Source organism: Methanobrevibacter sp. (assembly GCF_017427765.1).
GTDB lineage: Archaea > Methanobacteriota > Methanobacteria > Methanobacteriales > Methanobacteriaceae > Methanocatella.
Window position 1 is genome coordinate 103,024 of sequence record NZ_JAFRSC010000032.1, and the last position, 18,856, is coordinate 121,879.

Here is an 18,856-nt window from a genome sequence, read left to right on the forward strand (position 1 = left end):
TATGAATATAAAAAGAGCATTATGTATTGTTTTACTCTTTTTATTGTTATTTTCAACAGTCTCAATGGCGTTTGCTGATGATGACAGAAGCTACAGCATCACTCAGGCATTTATTGATTTGACTGTTGAAAGTAATGGCCTACTTCATGTAGAAGAGCAATATGATTATTCATTTGACGGGAAATTCAATGGCGTGTATAGGGACATCCCTCTAAAATCAGGTGAAAGCATTGATAATATTCAGGTATCGGCTATAGGTGCTTATCCTGTACTTAAGCAAAGCGATGATGGCGGATATAAGCACCTTAAAATATATTTATACTCTGATGCTGCACATACAAAAGGCATCAGAGACTGTGACGTGTCAGTCTTTATTAGCTATGATATGAAAAATGTTGTAACCCTTTTCAATGACGTCGGCGCTCTTCAATATAAACTGTGGGGTGAAGAATGGGACGTTGGCGTTGGAAAAATTACTGCAACAGTTAAACTGCCTGGAGAAGACGAAAATACATACTATTTAAACCCTGAAGATTATGACAAGTCAAGCAGCTTAAATGGAGATACAATAACTGCCGAGACCACTTCAATTCCAAAAGGGGAATTATATGAACTTTTAGTAATGATGCCTTTGGATGATTTCAGCGATGCAACCAATGCAAAACATGTCAATGAAAACGGTAAGGACATGATAATTAAAAATCATGAAGACAGCATAAACGGAAGGAACTTCTGGAATGCAACTTATCTTATTTTAGGTTTATTATCTGTTTTAAGCCCTATTGGAGCAATATTTACATATTTCAAATGGGGAAGGGAACCTAAAGTTAGCTATGATGGCATATATGAAAGGGATCTTCCAACCGATGATCCGCCGGAAGTAATCAATGCGTTAGTTGAAAACAAATCCAATATAGGAACACCTAATATGGAAGGATTTGAAGCTTCAATCATGAATCTAATCAATAAAAAGGTCTTAAAATTATCCACTCGGGAAAATTCAGACACAATGACAAATGATTTGATTATTAAATTCAATGAAGATGAAAATATTAAAGTAAGCAGATCCGAAAAGATTGTCTTAAAGACATTGTCCCGTTTTGCACAGGACAGCGTTTTGAATTTATCCGAACTTGAAAGCAAATTATCATCTGAAAGCGATGCAAAATGGTTTATGGAACAGTATGAAAAATGGGAAGAATCAGTTAAAAAGAAAATTGACCTTGCCTATTACTTTGATGATGCCGGTTCAACTGCCATTTCATTCATTGCAATTGGAGGAATTATTTTTGGAATAATTATTGCCGTTTTAGGTTTTTTAACAAACCTTTCAAATGGATTCTACTCATTGGTTGGCGGAATATTTCTAATAGTATTTTCAGTTGCTCTGTTGTTTTTAGATGAGGATATTTTTGGAAGATGGACTGAAAATGGAAGAGTCTTCTATCTCAAATGGAACAATTTGAGGAAATTTTTAGAAGACAACAGTTTAATTAACGAACACCCTCCAGAATCAATAGTTGTCTGGAACAAGTACTTGGTTTATGGAACCGCTCTTGGAGTAGCTGATAGCGTTTATGAAGCCATGAAACTGCAGGTTCCAAATATTTCAGAATATGATGACAGCGTATTTATGTATCACCACTATGGAGGATACTACATGATGCATCATGCATTTTCAACAGGACAATCTGCAGCCAATCCTTCATCCGATTCAGGCAGTTTCGGAGGATTCGGAGGCGGATCCGGAGGAGGTGGAGGTGGAGCATTCTAACTCCACTTTATTTTATTTTTAACACAACCAAATCACTCTAACTTTTGGGAATAAATCATTTTTAAATATGTTCACTGCAAGATATTAACGTGAAAGATTGAAGAACGCATTAAACGAGATTTAATTTATGATAAAAAGAGAATATATTCTAATTTTAATATTAATAATCATCATACTGATTTTTGGTTTTCAGATTATTAATGAAACATCACCAAAAGACAATAATTTAACCAATAATACTATTGTTCGTCAAATCATTGCAAACAGCAGCGATGAACCTGGAACTGTCGAGGTGATTAAAAATATAGGTAATCCCAACGGTAAAAAGATAGCTTATGTTGTAGGAGTTCACCCCCTTGAGCATCAGACTCATGAAACACTTGTTAAAATATTGCCTGGCATTACAAATCTGAATAATTCATATGACATATACATCATTAATGTTACTCAGGATGTAGGCCATTACGGTGACGGCTCATCGGATAACAGTCAGGGCAGACAGAACGGACAAAACCTTGCACTGAAATATGTATATCCTGCTATTTTAAATGGATCTTATGATCTTGCCATTGACGTCCACTCAAATGTGGGAGCCTATGAATATCAGACATTCGTTTTTTCACCGGTTAAGGAAGGTTTGGCAGGTGAAATCGCAATGAAAGTTGCCGATGAATGTGAAAATATCTCATATTATGCGCCAAGCTCAACTACAAGCGGACCTTACCTGACTATACCTTTAAACGAAAAGGGAATTCCTGCATTTTACTTTGAGGAATACAGTTTTGCACCGCAGAACGTTAAAGATTCACATATGATTGAACTGATTAATGCAGTTGATAATGTATAATAATTTATATGAAATCGAACAAATTACAATTAAGTGATTAACTATGGATTATGATGTAATTTATATTGGAAGCGGAAACGCCGCATGGCAGGGTGGCCGATTTTTAAGAAAAGCAGGCCTTAAAATATTAATTGTTGAAGAAAGCCTTTACGGAGGGACATGTGCAAACAGAGGATGTAACTCAAAAGCCCTTTTGGATGCACCATATGAAATAAAAGCACTTACCGACAATTTTGAGGGCGTTGGAAAAGCGGGCAATTTTGAAGTTGACTGGTCTGCACTAATGAAATTCAAGCAAAAAAGAATAGCCGGAATGTCCATATTTCTTGACAACAAATTCGATGAATATGACTTGGATGTAGCCCACGGCAAGGGCATCATATTAGATGAACATACAGTACAGGTTGGCGATAAGAAATTCACAACCGATAAAATAGTGATATGCACAGGACTTAAACCTGTCATTCCCGACATCAAAGGTAAGGAATACTTACATGACAGTACCGACTTTTTAGACATTTCCGAGCTTCCAAAACACACCATCATTATCGGTGCAGGTTTTGTGGGAATGGAATTTGCATCAATACTTGCTGAAGCAGGTCTGAGTGCAGATGTTATAATAAGAGGCAACATGGCCTTAAAATACTTCCACCAGCCATATGTCGAAAAAATCATTGAAAAACTTAAAGCCAAAGGCATCAATTTTCATTTTAATCAGACAGTTAAAGAAATCCTTTGTGATATTGAAATAGAAAATCCCGAAGCCAAGGTATCTAATGTGGTTCAGGCAATGAACGGTGATGAATATCTAAGGGATCCTGAAGCGAAAATTGACAATATTGCCCATGAAAATGCATTTACAGTAAACTGTGACAGCGGCCTGTCTCTAAAAGGAGACTATGTTATAGCAGCCATGGGAAGACAGGCTAATGTGGAAGATATCGGTCTTGAAAACGTAGGTCTGACATACACCAAAAGCGGAATTAAAGTTAACGGACACCTGCAGACTGAAGTGCCCAATATATATGCGTCAGGTGATGTAGCAGATACCGGTGTTGCAAAACTTGTAACCGTTGCGATACATCACTCAAAGTATCTTGCAAAAGAGCTGTTGGGCGAAGCAGATGAAATTACATATCCTGTAGTTCCTGCAGTCGCATATACCATTCCAAGAATAGCTACTGTCGGTGTACCGGCTTATATTGCAGAGCAAAGTGATGAATATGACGTTCACCAGATTAGATATGGAAATTCATATTCACTTGAGCTTAAAAATGACCTGACCGCTGAGGCAAAAGTGATTGTAGATAAAGATTTGCAGATTGTAGGTGCTGAGATATATGCTGCAGATGCCGAAAACGTAGCAAACATGTTCGCTTTTATTATAAATAAGAAAATTACATTGGAAGAGCTTGATTATATGATATATGCATTCCCTTCAAGCAGTTCTGTGTGTCTGTATAAACTGCATAATATCCATTATGACTTATGAATAGATATCATTAAATACTGTTAGTTACATAAATGTGTAGATATAAAGGGTGAGTTAAATGAGTGAAGAAAAGATTACTTATAGTGATGTTCAGCAATATGAAAAATTATTTTCTTTAACACCTTCATTTTTACTTGAAAGATTTGCAAAAAAGAATACTAATCTGGTTTTAAAGTTTGAATCTAAAGCCAAAAGTTTCTTATCCAACCTTTCGGACCATCAAAAGAAAAAACTGGATATTGTTTTAAACAGTGAAATCGAAGACCTTCAAGCAGTAATGCAAGACGCTTACTCACGAACAAACAAAAAACAGTACAAAATATTGGCAAATCCCAAGTATAAGGAATTCATTGAACTTAATATTGAGGAAGTTCGCAAGATGATTAATTAAGGTGATATTATGGACAATTTTGAAAATATGGATTTTTGTCAGTCATGTGCCATGCCTATGACCAGTGAAGAGATTTACGGTACAAATGCTGACGGATCCAAAAACAAGGATTACTGTATTTATTGTTTTAAAGATGGGGAATTCACATCCGATATGTCAATGGAAGAGATGATGAACTTCTGCATTGAAAAGATGGTTGAGCTTCACCCTGAAATTGACAGGGCCGAAGCAACTGCAATGATGAGTGAAACTTTTCCCAAACTAAAAAGATGGAACAAATGATTTTTGTTCTATTCATTTAATTTTTTAATATTTTTCTTAGACACACTAATTGTTATCATCTCATTTTCATAGTATTTCTGCAGTTTATGGGTGCTTGTATCAATATTAATGTGAAATATTAGGATACTTTCAATAACTTTGAAAGTTTTCATATTGATGTAGTTAATACTCCATTTTTATCAATTCTTCATAGTAAATTTTATATAAGATGTTTTTCCCACTACAATTTTACAAAATGACTTCAACAAGCCTTAAATAATTTATAGTAAATATATATTCTCTTGAAAAGCCTCAAACTATAAAATTTTTGGAAGGAGGTTGATAGACATGATAATATTCATTATCTCCAATGTTTATTTACTAATCAGACTAGTTTCCCTATATGACTTTTCTGATGTTCTTTCCATGCGTCTGAATGGAGGTGGAAAAAGTGGAGTTGGTCATCTTCCTCATAGGATTATACTGTCTAAATATCATGACACTACTGATTCTAATAAAAGATAGATGAAAATAACTCAATTTTCATCTCATCAATGGCAATGAATATAAACAAGTCAATGAAGGGCTTGAAAACTAATGTTTTCGTGAGGCTTTTTCCCTGAGATAGCTACTATTTTATTGCCTATTTTTATAAAATTAGTTAAGTTTATATATGTTATTTAATAATAGGATTATACAAGGGATTACTTTTAAGTAAACCTTTATTAAGACGCGAAATGTATTTTATTAATGTCTAATATAGGGTATTGTAGGGATTTTTCTCTACAATAAGGCATTAATCTTATTTTTTAAAACATTTAATAATTTTTTAATATAAAATTCCAAATATCTAAAGGTGATTTTATGGGATTATTTGATAGATTTAAAACTCCAAAATGGAAGGATGAGAATGCTAAAGTAAGAATGGAAGCTGTAAAGGAAATTGATGATCCTGAAATATTGATATATATGGCAAAAAATGACAAGAATCAATATATTCGCGCTGATGCAATTGAAAAAATTAGCGATGAAAGCATTTTGGCAGACATTGTAAAAAATGATGATTCAAGTCATGTTCGTGAAAAAATAGTTAAAAAGGTTGAAAAGAAGAGCACATTAACATATATTGCTAAAAATGATCCAGATAATCTTATTCGACTGGAAGCAATTAAAAAGATTGATGACAAATTTGTCTTGAAGAAAATTGCCAAAGATGATAAATATGACTTTAACCGTTTATATGCTGCCGAAAAAATCAATGAAGAATCCATATTAATAGATTTTGCTACAAATAATGCTGATAAAGAGATTCGTAAGGAAGCAATTGAACATATTGAGGATGTGAATGCCTTAAAAAAAATAGCTAAAAATGACTCTGACTGGAATCTTCGATTGTTAGCTGCACAAAGAACCAATGATGAAGTTTTTATCAATGATGTAAATAAAGAATTTAATCTTAAAATGTCAACCCAATCAAAAGAGTATTTAGAACGTTATATCAATTCAAATGTGTCAGATGCTATGACCAAAATTGAACTTAGTGATTTGGTGAATGACGGCACTATTCAATGTGAAAATGACATAGACCGGTTGGCTAAAATTTTACCTGACAAGAACATTTTAGTGACATCAGTCAAACGAAATGGTAATGAACTTGAAGTGAACTATCGTTCCATTTAACATTATTGTGCAAGAATTCTCCAACTTCTTTAAGCCGGAGATGTTCATAATTTCACTTTGGGAAATTAGAGTGTTGTGACTCACGTATTGAATCTATTGACTTTAACTTCCTATATTAAAACTAAAAAAAAGATAATTAAGAATATATCATCGATACTGTTTTCTCTGGTTCCAGATTTTTTTTAAACTGCTTAAGCCCCCACAATCCTGGTCAAATAAGTCCATATTTGTAGTCAATTCAGCAACTTTAAGACTTGCCCTGCAACCGTTTTTAATTAAACGTTTGCCTTGTGGTTTTTTCATCCTGGAAACGGCATGACTTATATCATGAGTAGATGCAACATTTATTCCCAAATCATTGGCCAAGTCATTGCTTGCATGTTGAGTATGAAAACCCAAAATCTTTACTGCAGGAACACCTAAAGCACCAGCTTCAATTGTCACTCCCATTCCGGCACAATAAATTACTCCCTGTGAAGCATTCATCAAACTGATTAAATCCACATAACCTTCAAGAACAAAAATATTGTTTTTAGTGATATGGGGAGTTATAGTGGAGGTTTCAAATCTAAATGGAATAATTAATATTGTTTTATCTATTTTTTCCACTTCTTTAATTATTTCAGGAATATCTGAAGCTCTGGTATCTCCACCTAAAAAAAGAACATAAAAATCATCATGCTGGTACTGTTCATATATTTTATCAGGTTCTGCAATTGGAACCCTGTTTACGTATTCTGCCTGAGGATATCCGCCTATATTTACTGTATTTGTAATATCATACATATCTTTTAACTGTTTTGCAGCTGTCTTATTTGGAACAGTGATTAAATCTGCATAGGCCATCATTTCTATTGGGTTATAAATGTCCTGCTCTATATGAAGTTTGGGCAGTTTTAATTTTTTTGCAGCTGCGATACCTTTACGCACATCGCCGGCATTGCCGCATGTCAATGTCAAATCGACATGATGTTTTCTTAAGGCATTATAAGTGCGGATAGTATCTTTTAAAACCAGTTTGGCAATTGTAAAATTGCTTCTTTTTTTAGTTGTGTTCCTTCGACCTTCACCTATTGAAAAGATTTCATTACTGTAAGGAGCCAGTAATTCCATTGCCCCTTCACTATGAGTTAGGGATAAAATGTCCGCATCGACTTTTTCAATTATAGGAATAATGCTTTTTGCAGGAGCTGTTTCTGCTACAATAGCTATATTCATTTATTACCCACCTTTTTAATATTAACTGCATAAATTAATATGATTATTGAAATTAAATAGAATAAAAATACGACCAGATCAGTAGGTCCGGTTTCAATCCATATTATTAAATGAGCCATCACTATTGCATACAATCCAATGAAAATACTTTTTACATTAATCTGTACTTTATAAATTAGATTCATTATAAATCCTAAAATTGTCATTTGAACTAGCATGGCATATAATCCGAAATCCAAGAGTGCCGGTCCAAAAATGGTTGATGTTGTTGAATGTGCTTTTCCTATTGTTGCTGAGCCAACAATCACCCGTGGATCTGTGGATTTAAAAAATCCCATCAGCGTATTATATAATAATTGGCCGTGAGTGCTGCCCTGCATGAATACTGCGCGGTCCAAGACCTGTAAGGTATATCCAGCCCTATAAAATAACAGTTCAATTGGAGTTGATGACCATGATTGCCATTCAATTGATTTAACCGCTATATATCCGACTACCACCAGCAAAATAAATATGGCAATTACAGATAATATCAGATATTTCCAGGCCAGATCCTTAGTATAATACAGTGTTATCAATACGCTTATTACAATAGCCATTGCGGTTGTCCTATAACCGGTAGCTACAAACAGTAATAAACCCAATAAAAACAATAAATAATATTTTTTGTCTTCATATCTTGCAATTAGAATATTGATGGAAGGCAAAAATATCAGATAACTTAAAAGCCATATCCTTGTTGCAGCACGTGCTTTAAGATAACCGCTAAATAAAGGAATTCCACCCAGATAGATTAAATTTACTATCTGAAGCAATATTCCAATTATTACCAATGATAATACTAAACGTTCGCTGAAAATTTTATCTATTTTTTCAGTATTTAAACTGATTTCCTTATTTTTAAGAAAATAATTTGATAATACAATACCTATGATATAAAATGCAATTCCTAAAAATATCACTCCAAAAGTGTATAAATCAACGCCAATTAATTTATTTATATGATAGGAAAATGCCGTTTGTGAAAATATTAAATAAACAATAACCAATAGAACAAATACCATCGGTGAAAAAATATCAAATTTTTTATAATCCATAATCATCTACCATAAAATAGTTAATTAGCCTCAAATATATATTAAATATATAATTATATTTTTAAAATGTTATATAAACATTTTATTTATTAAATTAAGTGAAGAACATGTCTAATAAGGTACTTAAAAATAGTTTCATTTTAATAATAGGTAACTTACTTTTTAGAGTAGGAGGTTACGTTAATAGACTATTGATGAGTAGAATGCTCGGACCGGAAGGATATGGATTATATGGATTAACTTTACCGTTTCAGGGAATATTTCAAATCTTATCTGCCGGCGGCCTGCCTCCGGCAATATCAAAATATGTTGCAGAATATAATGCAAAAGATGAAAAGGCATTGACCAGGCAAGTAATTTATACTGCAACCAAGTTCATGGTTTTAATGGCAATATTATTAAGCATTATCCTATTATTTTCATCAGATTTTATTGCAAACGTAATATTTCATAAGCCCCTTGTCGTATGGCCATTAAGGGCCGTTAGTCTGATAACTCCTTTTAGCGTAATTGTAGGAGCTATGAGAGGTGCATTTCAGGGAGTTTATAAAAATGAATATACTGTATATAACAGGATGGCCGAGCAGTTAGCAACAATTGTTTTTGCTGTCGTATTTGTTTATTGTGGATTATATGCTATGGGAGCCGTATTGGGAGGAGCATTCGGTTTTATTGTTTCTGCTATAACTGCAGTATTATTATATAAAAAATATATCAGCCCGATGTTTTATTCTGAAGAGTCTCTTGATTTAAGCTTTAAAGAAGAATTGAAACTATTGTGGATGTTAATCTGTTTTGCAGTACCTGTAGCTATTACCGCATTATCTGAAATGGCAATTTATGATGTCGGCACATTAGTTATAGGTGTTTTTATGCTATCAACTGATGTAGGGTTTTATAATGCCGCTGATCCCATTTCAAGAATTCCTTTAGTAATTTCACTGTCAATTTCAACAGTATTGCTTCCTGCAACAGCAGAAGCATATGTTTTAAAAAATCAAAAATTACTGCAGGAATATGTTGTAGACTGTTTAAGATACTGCATTCTCACAGTTATTCCAATGTGTGTAATTATAAGCATGTTCAGCGTGCCTATTATTCAGTTGCTATTTGGAGAAGTTTATACTCCAGGATCTGGTGTTTTAAGTATCTTAGTAATAGGAATGTCTTTTTATAGCTTATATATGATTAGCAGCAGCATACTTCAAGGTACTGGAAATCCTAGACTGCCGATGTATGTTCTGCTTTCGGGTACTGTATTAAATATTGCATTGAATGCAGTTTTTGTTAATATAATGGGCATTATAGGTGCTGCCATAGCTACAACAATAACCACAGCTATACTGATGATTATTATAATGATATTAGTAATCAGAACTACCCGAATATCAATTCCCTGGAAAAATATATTGCTGGTGTTAATCTGCAATTTAATTTTAATGGCAGTCTGTTTTGTAATTCCTAAATCATTAATTGGTTTAATCATAGGAGTTATAATAGGTAGTTTCATCTATCTTTTATCCTTAATAATGTTGAAGGTTTTAACAAAACGGGATATAAACTTTTTTAGCCAGTATATGAATAAGATTCCAATACTAAAAAAATATACTCCTAAACTAGTTGATTATATTGAAAAAAATGAACTGCTATCTAAAATAGAAGAGTAATAAAAATAATTTGTATACAAATATACAATGAATCAATTCTTTGGAAGTGATTTAGAATGACAACAACAATTCGGATAAATGAAGATGTTAAGCAATTATTGAAATTAAAAAGTGCTGAAACTGGAATAACTCAATTAGATTTAGCGAATAAGTATATTTTAAAAGGTTTAAAAGAAGATGACACTCCAACTAATATAATGAGCATTAGTGATATTGAAGCAATGTTGTCATTTGACAAACCGGAAGGAGATGAAAACTTAGAAAAATTAGATGGAGCATCTCATTCTGATTTACCAACAAACAGTGTAGAATTGAAAAAAATAGTTACAGGCAAATATGATATTTTTAGATAGCACATAATTGATAGGGTTGATGATTGATAATAATGAATAGTTTAAGAAAATTTGAGCGAAGTTTTTACACCTAATCATCCGAAATACTTAATGAAAATTTAACCACTTAATTTTAATTTATTGACTCATTTTATTAATAATCCAGAATCACAGTATTGTTTTAAAACATCATTCTTTAATATTTAATGATTGATGATAATAATATAAAAAAAGTAATTTGCTAATATATATTAACTGCAAATTAAAAAGAGAATTTAAATCACTTCAAAACCTAAAAGTTTTATTTTATTGGAAATAAGTTTTGAATCTGTATCGATTTCATCGGACAGTTTTGTAGTGATGTATTTTTTGTTGTCATCTGCAAAAACTGTAGCGATATTTAAATCATCACTATCCATCAATACACTGGCAAGGAAGTTTGCACCACTGGAAATGCCTATTCCTAATCCAAATTCTTTAGCTATTCTTTTGGACATATTGATGGCATCGCAGTCATGAATGAGAACAATATCATCGATTAAATCCTGTTCAATGATTCCAGGAATAAAGTCATCCCCAATTCCTTCTATCAAATGGGATCCTTCTTCCATTCCCATTTTAAGGATTGATAATGTTGACGGTTCAAGAGCAAATATTTTGGAATCAGGATTGTTGTCCTTTAATCTTTTGCCAACTCCCATTAAAGTTCCGCCGGTTCCAATTCCTGAAACGAATGCATTAACGTCCGGTACAGCGTCAAGAATTTCCTGGCCGGTTGTTGTATATTGTGCTTCTACATTTAATGGATTTTCAAATTGGAGTGGTCTGTATGCACCGGTTTCGTTTGCAAATTCTTCTGCAAGTTCCAGTGCTTTTTTAAATCCGCCTTCCTCTTTTGATACAAGGTGAACATGAGCACCATACATTTCTATGAGATTTCTTCTCTCAAGTGAAACCCAATCGGGCATGAAAATATGAACGTCATGGCCAAACAGAGCACCGATTGCACTGAAAGCTATTCCTGTGTTTCCGCTAGTGACTTCAACAATAGCCTGACCTTCAGACAAGTTACCATTTTCCCTTTCCTTTTGGAGAATATATAAAGCTATCCTATCTTTAATGCTTCCGGAATAATTATAATATTCAAGTTTGGTATATATACTACTCTTATTTCCTTTATATTCATAATTGATTTTTATCATTGGGGTGTTGCCAACTAACTTTTCGACATTCATACATTTCCATCCATTAAATGATATAACATGTTTATATATGGAAATTTAATTATAAAATATTTTGCAAATCATTAATTAAGAATTTTTTAAAAAATATTTAAAAGCAAAAAATATATAACACATGTTAATAAAATTTTATATGGTAATGAAAGCATAAAGGATGAAAAAATGAGTGATACAACAAAAATTTTAACAATCCAGGACATTTCATGTTTTGGGCAATGTTCAATAACAGTTGCACTGCCAATTGTTTCTGCTTTTGGAATAGAAACAGCAATACTTCCTTCAGCAGTTCTCTCCACACACACTTCAGGATTTACAGACTTCACAGTTAGAGACCTGACAGATGATTTGCCTGAAATTAGAAAACATTGGGAAAAAGAAGAAATATCCTTCGATGCCATTTATACAGGATTTATAGCATCAATAGAACAGCTGGACTACATTAAAGAAATAATCGATTCCAGACTAAAAGATGATGGAGTTGTGTTTGTCGATCCGGCTATGGCGGACCATGGTGAATTTTACAACGGATTTAACCAGGAATTTGCTGATAAGATGGGTGAACTCTGCAAACATGGAGATTATATTCTTCCAAACACAACAGAAGCATGTTTTATATTGCACAAGCCTTGGAAAGAAGAATTCAGTAGAGATGAAATGCTGGAAATGGCAAATGAACTAGCTGAATTTACAAAAAGATATGTTATCCTTAAAGGAGATACAAACGAAAAAGGCAAATTGGGAATGATTGTTTTAGACAAGCAGGAATCCACATGTGATGTTGTCTACAATGACAGAATAGATTATATATCTCATGGAACTGGAGACGTGTTTGCATCTTCATTTGTCGGCTCAACAATGATTGGAAAAACTCCAAGCCAAGCTGCAAAAATTGCAGGTGAATTTACAAAACGTGCTATCGAAAAAACAGTCGGCGATGAAAACCATAAATATGGAGTTAAATTCGAACAGGTCATATTAGACTTAAAGGAATTAATTGAATAATTTGTACTACTTTTGTAGTACCTACTATTTTTTTAAAAAAATTTTATATTAATAAAAAAGATATAATCATATATAGATTTTTTAGGTTTTGTACTCATGAATATTTTAATTTCAAATGATGATGGAGTTTTTGCTCCGGGAATACTGGCCGCAAAACAGGCAGTTGAAGATATAGCTAACGTTACTGTTGTAGCTCCTGATGTAAATAACAGCAGTGTCGGACGCAGACTGACATTATTCAAACATTTAAAAATCACCTCCTGCAAACTCGATGATGAAAGTGAGGCATATTCTGTTTCAGGAAGTCCGGCAGACTCTGTAGTGGTCGGTACAGATTATGTAATGGATGAAAGGCCGGATCTTGTGATAACCGGAATAAACCAGGGTGTAAACATAAGCTGTGATATCACATCATCAGGTACTGTCTGTGCTGCTTTAGAGGCTGTCAGTTTGGGCATTCCGGCAATTGCAGTTTCACTATTTGTAGACCCAAAAACTGCATATAAACAGGATGAAAATGGCGAATGGTATGTTGATTATGATTTTACCCTAGCAAAAAAAGTATTACATGATTTGGTATTGAAAATTAAAAATGAAGGTTTTCCCGATGAAGTAGACCTGTTTAATTTAAATGTTCCTTCAAATTATGAGTCTGAAGAAGTGGAAATTACAAATCTATCACATAAAATGCTTGATAAAAAAGTAATAGACAACACAGATAAAGAAAAAGAAGAGATATTCACTTATCCTTTAGATGAAAATCAAAATAGTGATGATTTGATAATGATTGTCTCTGATCTTGTTAAGGAATATCCTAAGGGCAGTGACGGATATGCATTGCTGTTTGAAAAAAGGCCAAGTCTAACACCCCTTAAGGTTAACATGACCTCTGAACATATAGATTGGTAATCATTGATTGAAACCTAATTTCCCATAGATTTAGGCAGGTTTATATAATTACAACAAAATATCTTATAATATGGAAAAAAAGGTGAGAATTAATAAATATGATAATCTCAGAGGACTTGCCATTTTTTTAGTTGTGTTTGCACATCTTGATGTATTGAGAGCCATGGGTCCCGCAAACGGCAATTTAATATTTTTAATTCACCTGCCAGTACTCTTCTTTGTGGCAGGATACTTTTCAAAGATAGGTCCTGATGAGCCGCTTAAAAGTTTCAAAAGGTTATTCCTTCCGTATATAATTTTTTGTACGATTACTAAACTGTTTAATTTTGTAGTGTTTGGTAAATTCAACTTGGGTTTAATCTTTTTTGAATCAGAATTTGCGTTATGGTTTTTAATTGCGTTATTTTTTATGAAAATGGCGCTTCCAATTGTTGATAAATTCAGATATCCTATAATTACCGCACTGATTTGTGCCCTTCTGGTGGGATTTGTAGATATCAGTCCTAATTATTTAGGATTGACACGAGGATTTTCATATTTCCCTATATTTTTAGTTGGATTTTACTTTAAGCAGTCAAAAGATGGATTAACTACTAGATATTCAAAAATCATTGACACGTTTAATAAACATAGGATTCTTATTTCGGTTCTGATATGTATTATCACGATTCCGGTAATCATTAAGTTTCAGGGAAAATTCTTTTTGTTTAAAACACCATATAGCGGAAATGTAGTATTTGAAATGATAAAAAAATTGATAGTACTCATTTTACAAATAGGTTGGGTAATGATGCTCGACAGTTTCATGACCAATAAGGAATGTTTCCTGACGAAATTCGGTCGAAATTCAATGGCAGTTTATATTCTTCATTGTTATGTGAGGATATATCTAAAACCTATATTGCCTGAAATTTTCGCAAATTACAATCCTATAGTATTTCTGGCGTTGATGTTTTTACTTGCTCTGGCAATTACATTCATATTATCCAGAGATATTGTAACGAAATATCTTAATAAGTTTACAGATTCTATTTATGATTTAATCGTAAAACCGATTAAATCTTAAATAACTATTTTTTTATTTTCTCAAGATGTTTCTCATATAATATATAATGGCTTTATCCATATTATGGAATTGGGATAACTCAGTGATAAAATATAAATTAATTACAGAGTATAAGGAAATGTTCAGTAAACCGGTAAAGAATCTATAGTTCTAACCAAATCTATAGCAGTTAATGTTTTATTTTCCTGAGTGTCAGCCTGAGCTGTTTCAAATAAAATTACATTATGGCCTTTTTTTGAAAGAGGTATTGTCACCCATTGTGGTGAAGTACCTGATTTGACAGGATATACTGGATAAGTAGTATTTTCACCAATCCTATTGGCATAATCCATAGTTGTGCTTGATTTATTGTCAATGACACCGACATATCTCTGTAACTCCCAGTAGTCTTCCATTTCATGAACATCTACGATGACATAAGGATCGTATTTTTCAATATCCGGAAGAACATAGTCGTAGGCTAAAAGTTCACCCATATGCCTGTTTGTATTGTAATCGCTGGTATTCATTCCGCTGTCTTTAAAATTAAGTTTAATGAAGTATACAATATACTTTTTATTAAGGCTGTTGTCTTTGGTAAACTTCATTATTGTTTCATTTGTTGCGTTATGAATGCCTCCTTCAAGACTGTGAACTCCCAATATCAAAATCGCAGTATCCTCAGATGATGCATTACCGCATGTAATTTTATAAACGGTACCGTTGGAGTTATTTCCGACAATTGTTGTGTATTCATCTAAGACATTTGCGTTTTTATGTGTAAAAGTTGCTGCTCCAGCAACTAAAATTAGTAAAATCAGTATTACCAATAAAATCTTAACTATCTTTTTCATTCTATCTATATTATATTTATTATCGAAAGTATATAAAAGTTTAAATCAATCTGAATAGTCAATTAATCATTAATCACAACATTCTAACTTTCGAATTTCAATACTCAAACAATCAAAATAATTATTACAAAATACATTAAATAATATTACTATTAATTTCTATGAAAAAATTTTTTTCGAAGTTGAAATAAAAAATTTGAAAACCCAATTTTTTTAGAAAAAATTTTCATCAAAAATCAAAATTTAACGAAATCACCATATTTCAACCGCTTGATGCATATGTCTTACTACACTTTCAACACTTCTCAAGAAAACTCCAAATTATCCAAATTTTATATATAAAGAAAACGTATATTTTATGTAATAATATACAGTTAAAAAGAAAAGATACGAAGTCTTTATATACTAATAAATTCAATAGTATAACAAGGGTTAGGTATAAAATTTTAGGAGATGGAAAAGCTTATGATTGAAGTTGATGAGCTAACAGACTACCTAGATGAATACTTAGAAGAAAAGCAAGAGGTAAAAAACTTAACTGAAGAAACCATCAAAAAACAAACCTTCAATATATCCAAATTCATAGAATATCTGGAATCTCAGGGAATTGATGAATTAAACAGCAATAATGTTAAAAAACAATTAAGACATTACCGTAGGCACTGTCTAAAACAACGTGGAAACAAAAGGACCACTGTCAAAACATATATGATGAACATTCTGGAATTCATAAACTCAGAAGATGTTCAGGAAGAAATCCAGCATGATCCAATTAAAATGAAGGATATTATTGAAGTTAAAGCAGAAGATCCTGAAACTGCCAAAAAAAGAATTGAAAAGATTAGTTTAACTTGGCAACAGAGCGATTTCTTTTTAGATACAATCCATGAAAGCGGAAACAGTAGAGATTACGCCATTTGCAGAACATTCATTGATTCCGGCATGAGGCTTAAGGAACTCGTACTTTTAAACAAGTCTGATATTCAGGTTCCTTTGGATGAGAGAGGATTTTATGAACTTCCGTCCGACCATAATGATTTCATTGACGTTAATCTGCGTGCAGAAACTACCAAAGGAGAGCTTAAGGACAGAACAACTTTTATAACCTTTGATACACTTGTAAGCCTAAATGACATGATGATGGACCGCATCACAAAGCTTAGGAAAAACACTCATGACGTTTACAGACCAGTGATTCAGAGAAACAAGGCTGCTGAAGAAGTCAACCGTGAAGAACTGTTTACAAATATTAAAGGAAACAGAATTGGCAAACGTGGTGTTCAGGATATCGTTAAAAAATATGCTCATGAATGTGACAGAAGAATAGAAAGTGAAGGAATTGACTGTCCTGTAAATTATGGCAAAAACGTCAGCGTTCACATTCTAAGACACACTGCATTATCCCATTATGCTGAAATACTTACGGTTGCAGAGGTTCAGTCAATTGCAGGCCATTCCAACTCACAGACAACAGATAAATATATCCACATTGACCGTGAGCAAATGAAACAGAAATTAAGGGCCAATAATCTTAGATTCAACCATTGAAGTTTCATATTTAAATATCATATAATCCAAATAATATAACATTGCAAGTTAATTATTGATTTATATGAATTTAAAGAGGAATTTTTTTATATTATTTATTTTTTTAATTGTTATTTCATTATGCGGCGCATATTCTGCAATTAATTATCAAAACACTGATAATCAGCAGGTTATGCATCAAAATATGAATCTGACAGATTCTTTTGGCTGCTGTTCTATTGTCTGGCAATTGGATGGTAACGAAACCATCATGTCATACAGGCGAGATTCAGATTTAGACGCTGATGTCTTCATAAAACAAGTTGATTGGCATGGAAAACAGGCAATTAAGCAATATAAGACTGATGGTGAGTACTTTTGCCATGTTATTGTAACAGATGCCGGCTGGGTAATCGGCCTTGGCGGAACAGACGACGGAATTGACAACGAAATAGCTGAAAATATCACCGCAGAAATGATTAATGACAATTATACAATTTCTGAAGAATCCTTGGCTAAAATTCAGGAAATCAAAAAGCCTTACGGTAAAGGACATGTAGTAATTAAGGCTCCAAATGGAAATTACGGTTTTGCTACCGTCGATGCATTAAAAACAGGCCAGTTATATCCTGGAAGATACATTTCCATTCCAAATGACTATTCATATTCACGTGCCAATGATATCTCTTTAGATAATGATGATAACATCAAAGTAATGAATGAACTGTCCCAGTCCGACCGTTATGGACTTGATAGGCGAGAAATAATCACTTATGACATTAATATTGGTGAGAATAATAATACTACTGATGTTTATGTCTCTAATGAGGATGGATCTCTTGTAGGTGTTGACAATTCCATTTATATTGATAATGTGTATTTCAATGATAATTTAACCAATGGTGAAGATATTCCTCTTGCTCCTGATTACAAAAAGCTTGGATCTGTATCATTCAGCAATAATTACAATCCATTTTCTAAACTTATCTATTGGATTATTATTATTTCCTTTGTAGTGTTTGTTGGAGTGCTGTCATTTACTACATATCAATTGATAAGATTTATTAAATTTAAAATCAGAGATAAAAAATAATAAATTTCATAAAATTTATTAAAAAATTACAATAATTAACGAAAATAGTGAATCTCACTAGCTTGATATATATCAAGCAGTTGATTTATATCATTTTCTCAATATTACTTGAGCATTAATGGTAAAGTATGTACTAATATATATTTCTGTAAATATGGAAATAAGTAAAATCTTTATATCTGTATAAATGGAAATAAAGATAATATATAAATAAGGATATTAGTATAATACTTAAATATAGACTTATAGATAAAATAGCTATTATACTATTAATATATAAAATACTATAACTATAATAATACCTATTAATAGATATATAAGAATAATATACGGAAATATTCTTCCGACTCATGTAATATCACACTAACAAGAATTTTACTAAAAATAAAGCATATATGGTTTTTAATTAAATAAATACGAATTATT

The 18,856-nt window shown here is 32.4% G+C and carries 18 protein-coding genes; 14 read left to right on the forward strand and 4 right to left on the reverse strand.

Features of this window, described 5'->3' with window-relative positions; genetic code table 11:
• Nucleotide 1 precedes the first annotated feature (1 nt).
• The 7 genes from IJL02_RS10110 (at nt 2) to IJL02_RS10140 (ending at nt 6,445) form a co-directional block, all read left to right on the forward strand.
• A complete protein-coding gene (locus IJL02_RS10110; RefSeq protein ID WP_292815995.1) occupies nt 2–1,774 on the forward strand; it encodes a DUF2207 domain-containing protein in 1,773 nt (590 codons plus the stop codon).
• 127 nt (nt 1,775–1,901) lie between these two features.
• On the forward strand, nt 1,902–2,621 hold the full coding sequence (locus IJL02_RS10115) for a hypothetical protein (RefSeq protein ID WP_292815997.1): 720 nt from the start codon (nt 1,902–1,904) through the stop codon (nt 2,619–2,621).
• A 43-nt stretch (nt 2,622–2,664) separates the two neighbouring features.
• Nucleotides 2,665–4,113, forward strand: coding sequence for an NAD(P)/FAD-dependent oxidoreductase (locus IJL02_RS10120; RefSeq protein WP_292815999.1), 1,449 nt, complete (start codon nt 2,665–2,667; stop codon nt 4,111–4,113).
• 58 nt (nt 4,114–4,171) lie between these two features.
• Nucleotides 4,172–4,504, forward strand: coding sequence for a hypothetical protein (locus IJL02_RS10125; protein ID WP_292816001.1), 333 nt, complete (start codon nt 4,172–4,174; stop codon nt 4,502–4,504).
• A 9-nt stretch (nt 4,505–4,513) separates the two neighbouring features.
• Nucleotides 4,514–4,786 (forward strand): zinc ribbon domain-containing protein, encoded by a 273-nt coding sequence (locus tag IJL02_RS10130; protein ID WP_292816003.1) that lies wholly within the window; start codon nt 4,514–4,516, stop codon nt 4,784–4,786.
• Nucleotides 4,787–5,113: 327 nt separating this feature from the next.
• Nucleotides 5,114–5,290, forward strand: a complete 177-nt coding sequence (locus IJL02_RS10135) for a hypothetical protein (RefSeq protein WP_292816005.1) — start codon at nt 5,114–5,116, stop codon at nt 5,288–5,290.
• 339 nt (nt 5,291–5,629) lie between these two features.
• Complete coding sequence (locus tag IJL02_RS10140) at nt 5,630–6,445, forward strand: hypothetical protein (protein ID WP_292816007.1); 816 nt, start codon at nt 5,630–5,632, stop codon at nt 6,443–6,445.
• Between the two features lie 147 nt (nt 6,446–6,592).
• On the opposite strand, the gene IJL02_RS10145 is transcribed toward IJL02_RS10140, so the two are convergent.
• Both IJL02_RS10145 and IJL02_RS10150 read right to left on the reverse strand, forming a co-directional pair.
• Nucleotides 6,593–7,663 carry a hypothetical protein gene (locus tag IJL02_RS10145; RefSeq protein ID WP_292816009.1) on the reverse strand — a complete coding sequence of 357 codons (1,071 nt, stop codon included), beginning with the start codon at nt 7,661–7,663 and terminating at the stop codon, nt 6,593–6,595.
• Nucleotides 7,660–8,760: an oligosaccharide repeat unit polymerase family protein gene (locus tag IJL02_RS10150; RefSeq protein ID WP_292816011.1), complete on the reverse strand. Its 1,101-nt coding sequence runs from the start codon at nt 8,758–8,760 to the stop codon at nt 7,660–7,662. The genes IJL02_RS10145 and IJL02_RS10150 overlap by 4 nt, the downstream gene beginning before the upstream one ends.
• A 107-nt stretch (nt 8,761–8,867) precedes the next feature.
• Between IJL02_RS10150 and IJL02_RS10155 the strand changes: the two genes are divergently transcribed.
• Complete coding sequence (locus IJL02_RS10155) at nt 8,868–10,427, forward strand: flippase (RefSeq protein ID WP_292816013.1); 1,560 nt, start codon at nt 8,868–8,870, stop codon at nt 10,425–10,427.
• 56 nt (nt 10,428–10,483) lie between these two features.
• On the forward strand, nt 10,484–10,780 hold the full coding sequence (locus tag IJL02_RS10160) for a hypothetical protein (protein WP_292816015.1): 297 nt from the start codon (nt 10,484–10,486) through the stop codon (nt 10,778–10,780).
• Nucleotides 10,781–11,034: 254 nt separating this feature from the next.
• Here IJL02_RS10160 and IJL02_RS10165 read toward each other — a convergent pair whose 3' ends face one another.
• Nucleotides 11,035–11,994 carry a PLP-dependent cysteine synthase family protein gene (locus IJL02_RS10165; RefSeq protein ID WP_292816017.1) on the reverse strand — a complete coding sequence of 320 codons (960 nt, stop codon included), beginning with the start codon at nt 11,992–11,994 and terminating at the stop codon, nt 11,035–11,037.
• Between the two features lie 168 nt (nt 11,995–12,162).
• Between IJL02_RS10165 and IJL02_RS10170 the strand changes: the two genes are divergently transcribed.
• From IJL02_RS10170 to IJL02_RS10180, 3 genes are all read left to right on the forward strand, one after another.
• Nucleotides 12,163–13,002 (forward strand): pyridoxamine kinase, encoded by an 840-nt coding sequence (locus tag IJL02_RS10170; protein ID WP_292816019.1) that lies wholly within the window; start codon nt 12,163–12,165, stop codon nt 13,000–13,002.
• A 96-nt stretch (nt 13,003–13,098) separates the two neighbouring features.
• Nucleotides 13,099–13,911 carry a 5'/3'-nucleotidase SurE gene (gene surE / locus IJL02_RS10175; protein ID WP_292816021.1) on the forward strand — a complete coding sequence of 271 codons (813 nt, stop codon included), beginning with the start codon at nt 13,099–13,101 and terminating at the stop codon, nt 13,909–13,911.
• Nucleotides 13,912–13,981: 70 nt separating this feature from the next.
• The gene (locus IJL02_RS10180; RefSeq protein ID WP_292816023.1) at nt 13,982–14,977 is read left to right on the forward strand and encodes an acyltransferase family protein; all 996 of its coding nucleotides are present in this window, start codon (nt 13,982–13,984) and stop codon (nt 14,975–14,977) included.
• A gap of 122 nt (nt 14,978–15,099) precedes the next feature.
• Here the strand turns inward: IJL02_RS10180 and IJL02_RS10185 are convergent, their stop codons facing one another.
• Nucleotides 15,100–15,810, reverse strand: a complete 711-nt coding sequence (locus IJL02_RS10185) for a hypothetical protein (RefSeq protein ID WP_292816025.1) — start codon at nt 15,808–15,810, stop codon at nt 15,100–15,102.
• A 465-nt stretch (nt 15,811–16,275) separates the two neighbouring features.
• On the opposite strand from IJL02_RS10185, the gene IJL02_RS10190 reads away from it, so the two are divergent.
• A complete protein-coding gene (locus IJL02_RS10190; protein WP_292816028.1) occupies nt 16,276–17,358 on the forward strand; it encodes a tyrosine-type recombinase/integrase in 1,083 nt (360 codons plus the stop codon).
• Nucleotides 17,359–17,530: 172 nt separating this feature from the next.
• Nucleotides 17,531–18,430 carry a hypothetical protein gene (locus IJL02_RS10195; RefSeq protein ID WP_292816030.1) on the forward strand — a complete coding sequence of 300 codons (900 nt, stop codon included), beginning with the start codon at nt 17,531–17,533 and terminating at the stop codon, nt 18,428–18,430.
• The last annotated feature ends 426 nt before the right edge of the window (nt 18,431–18,856 follow it).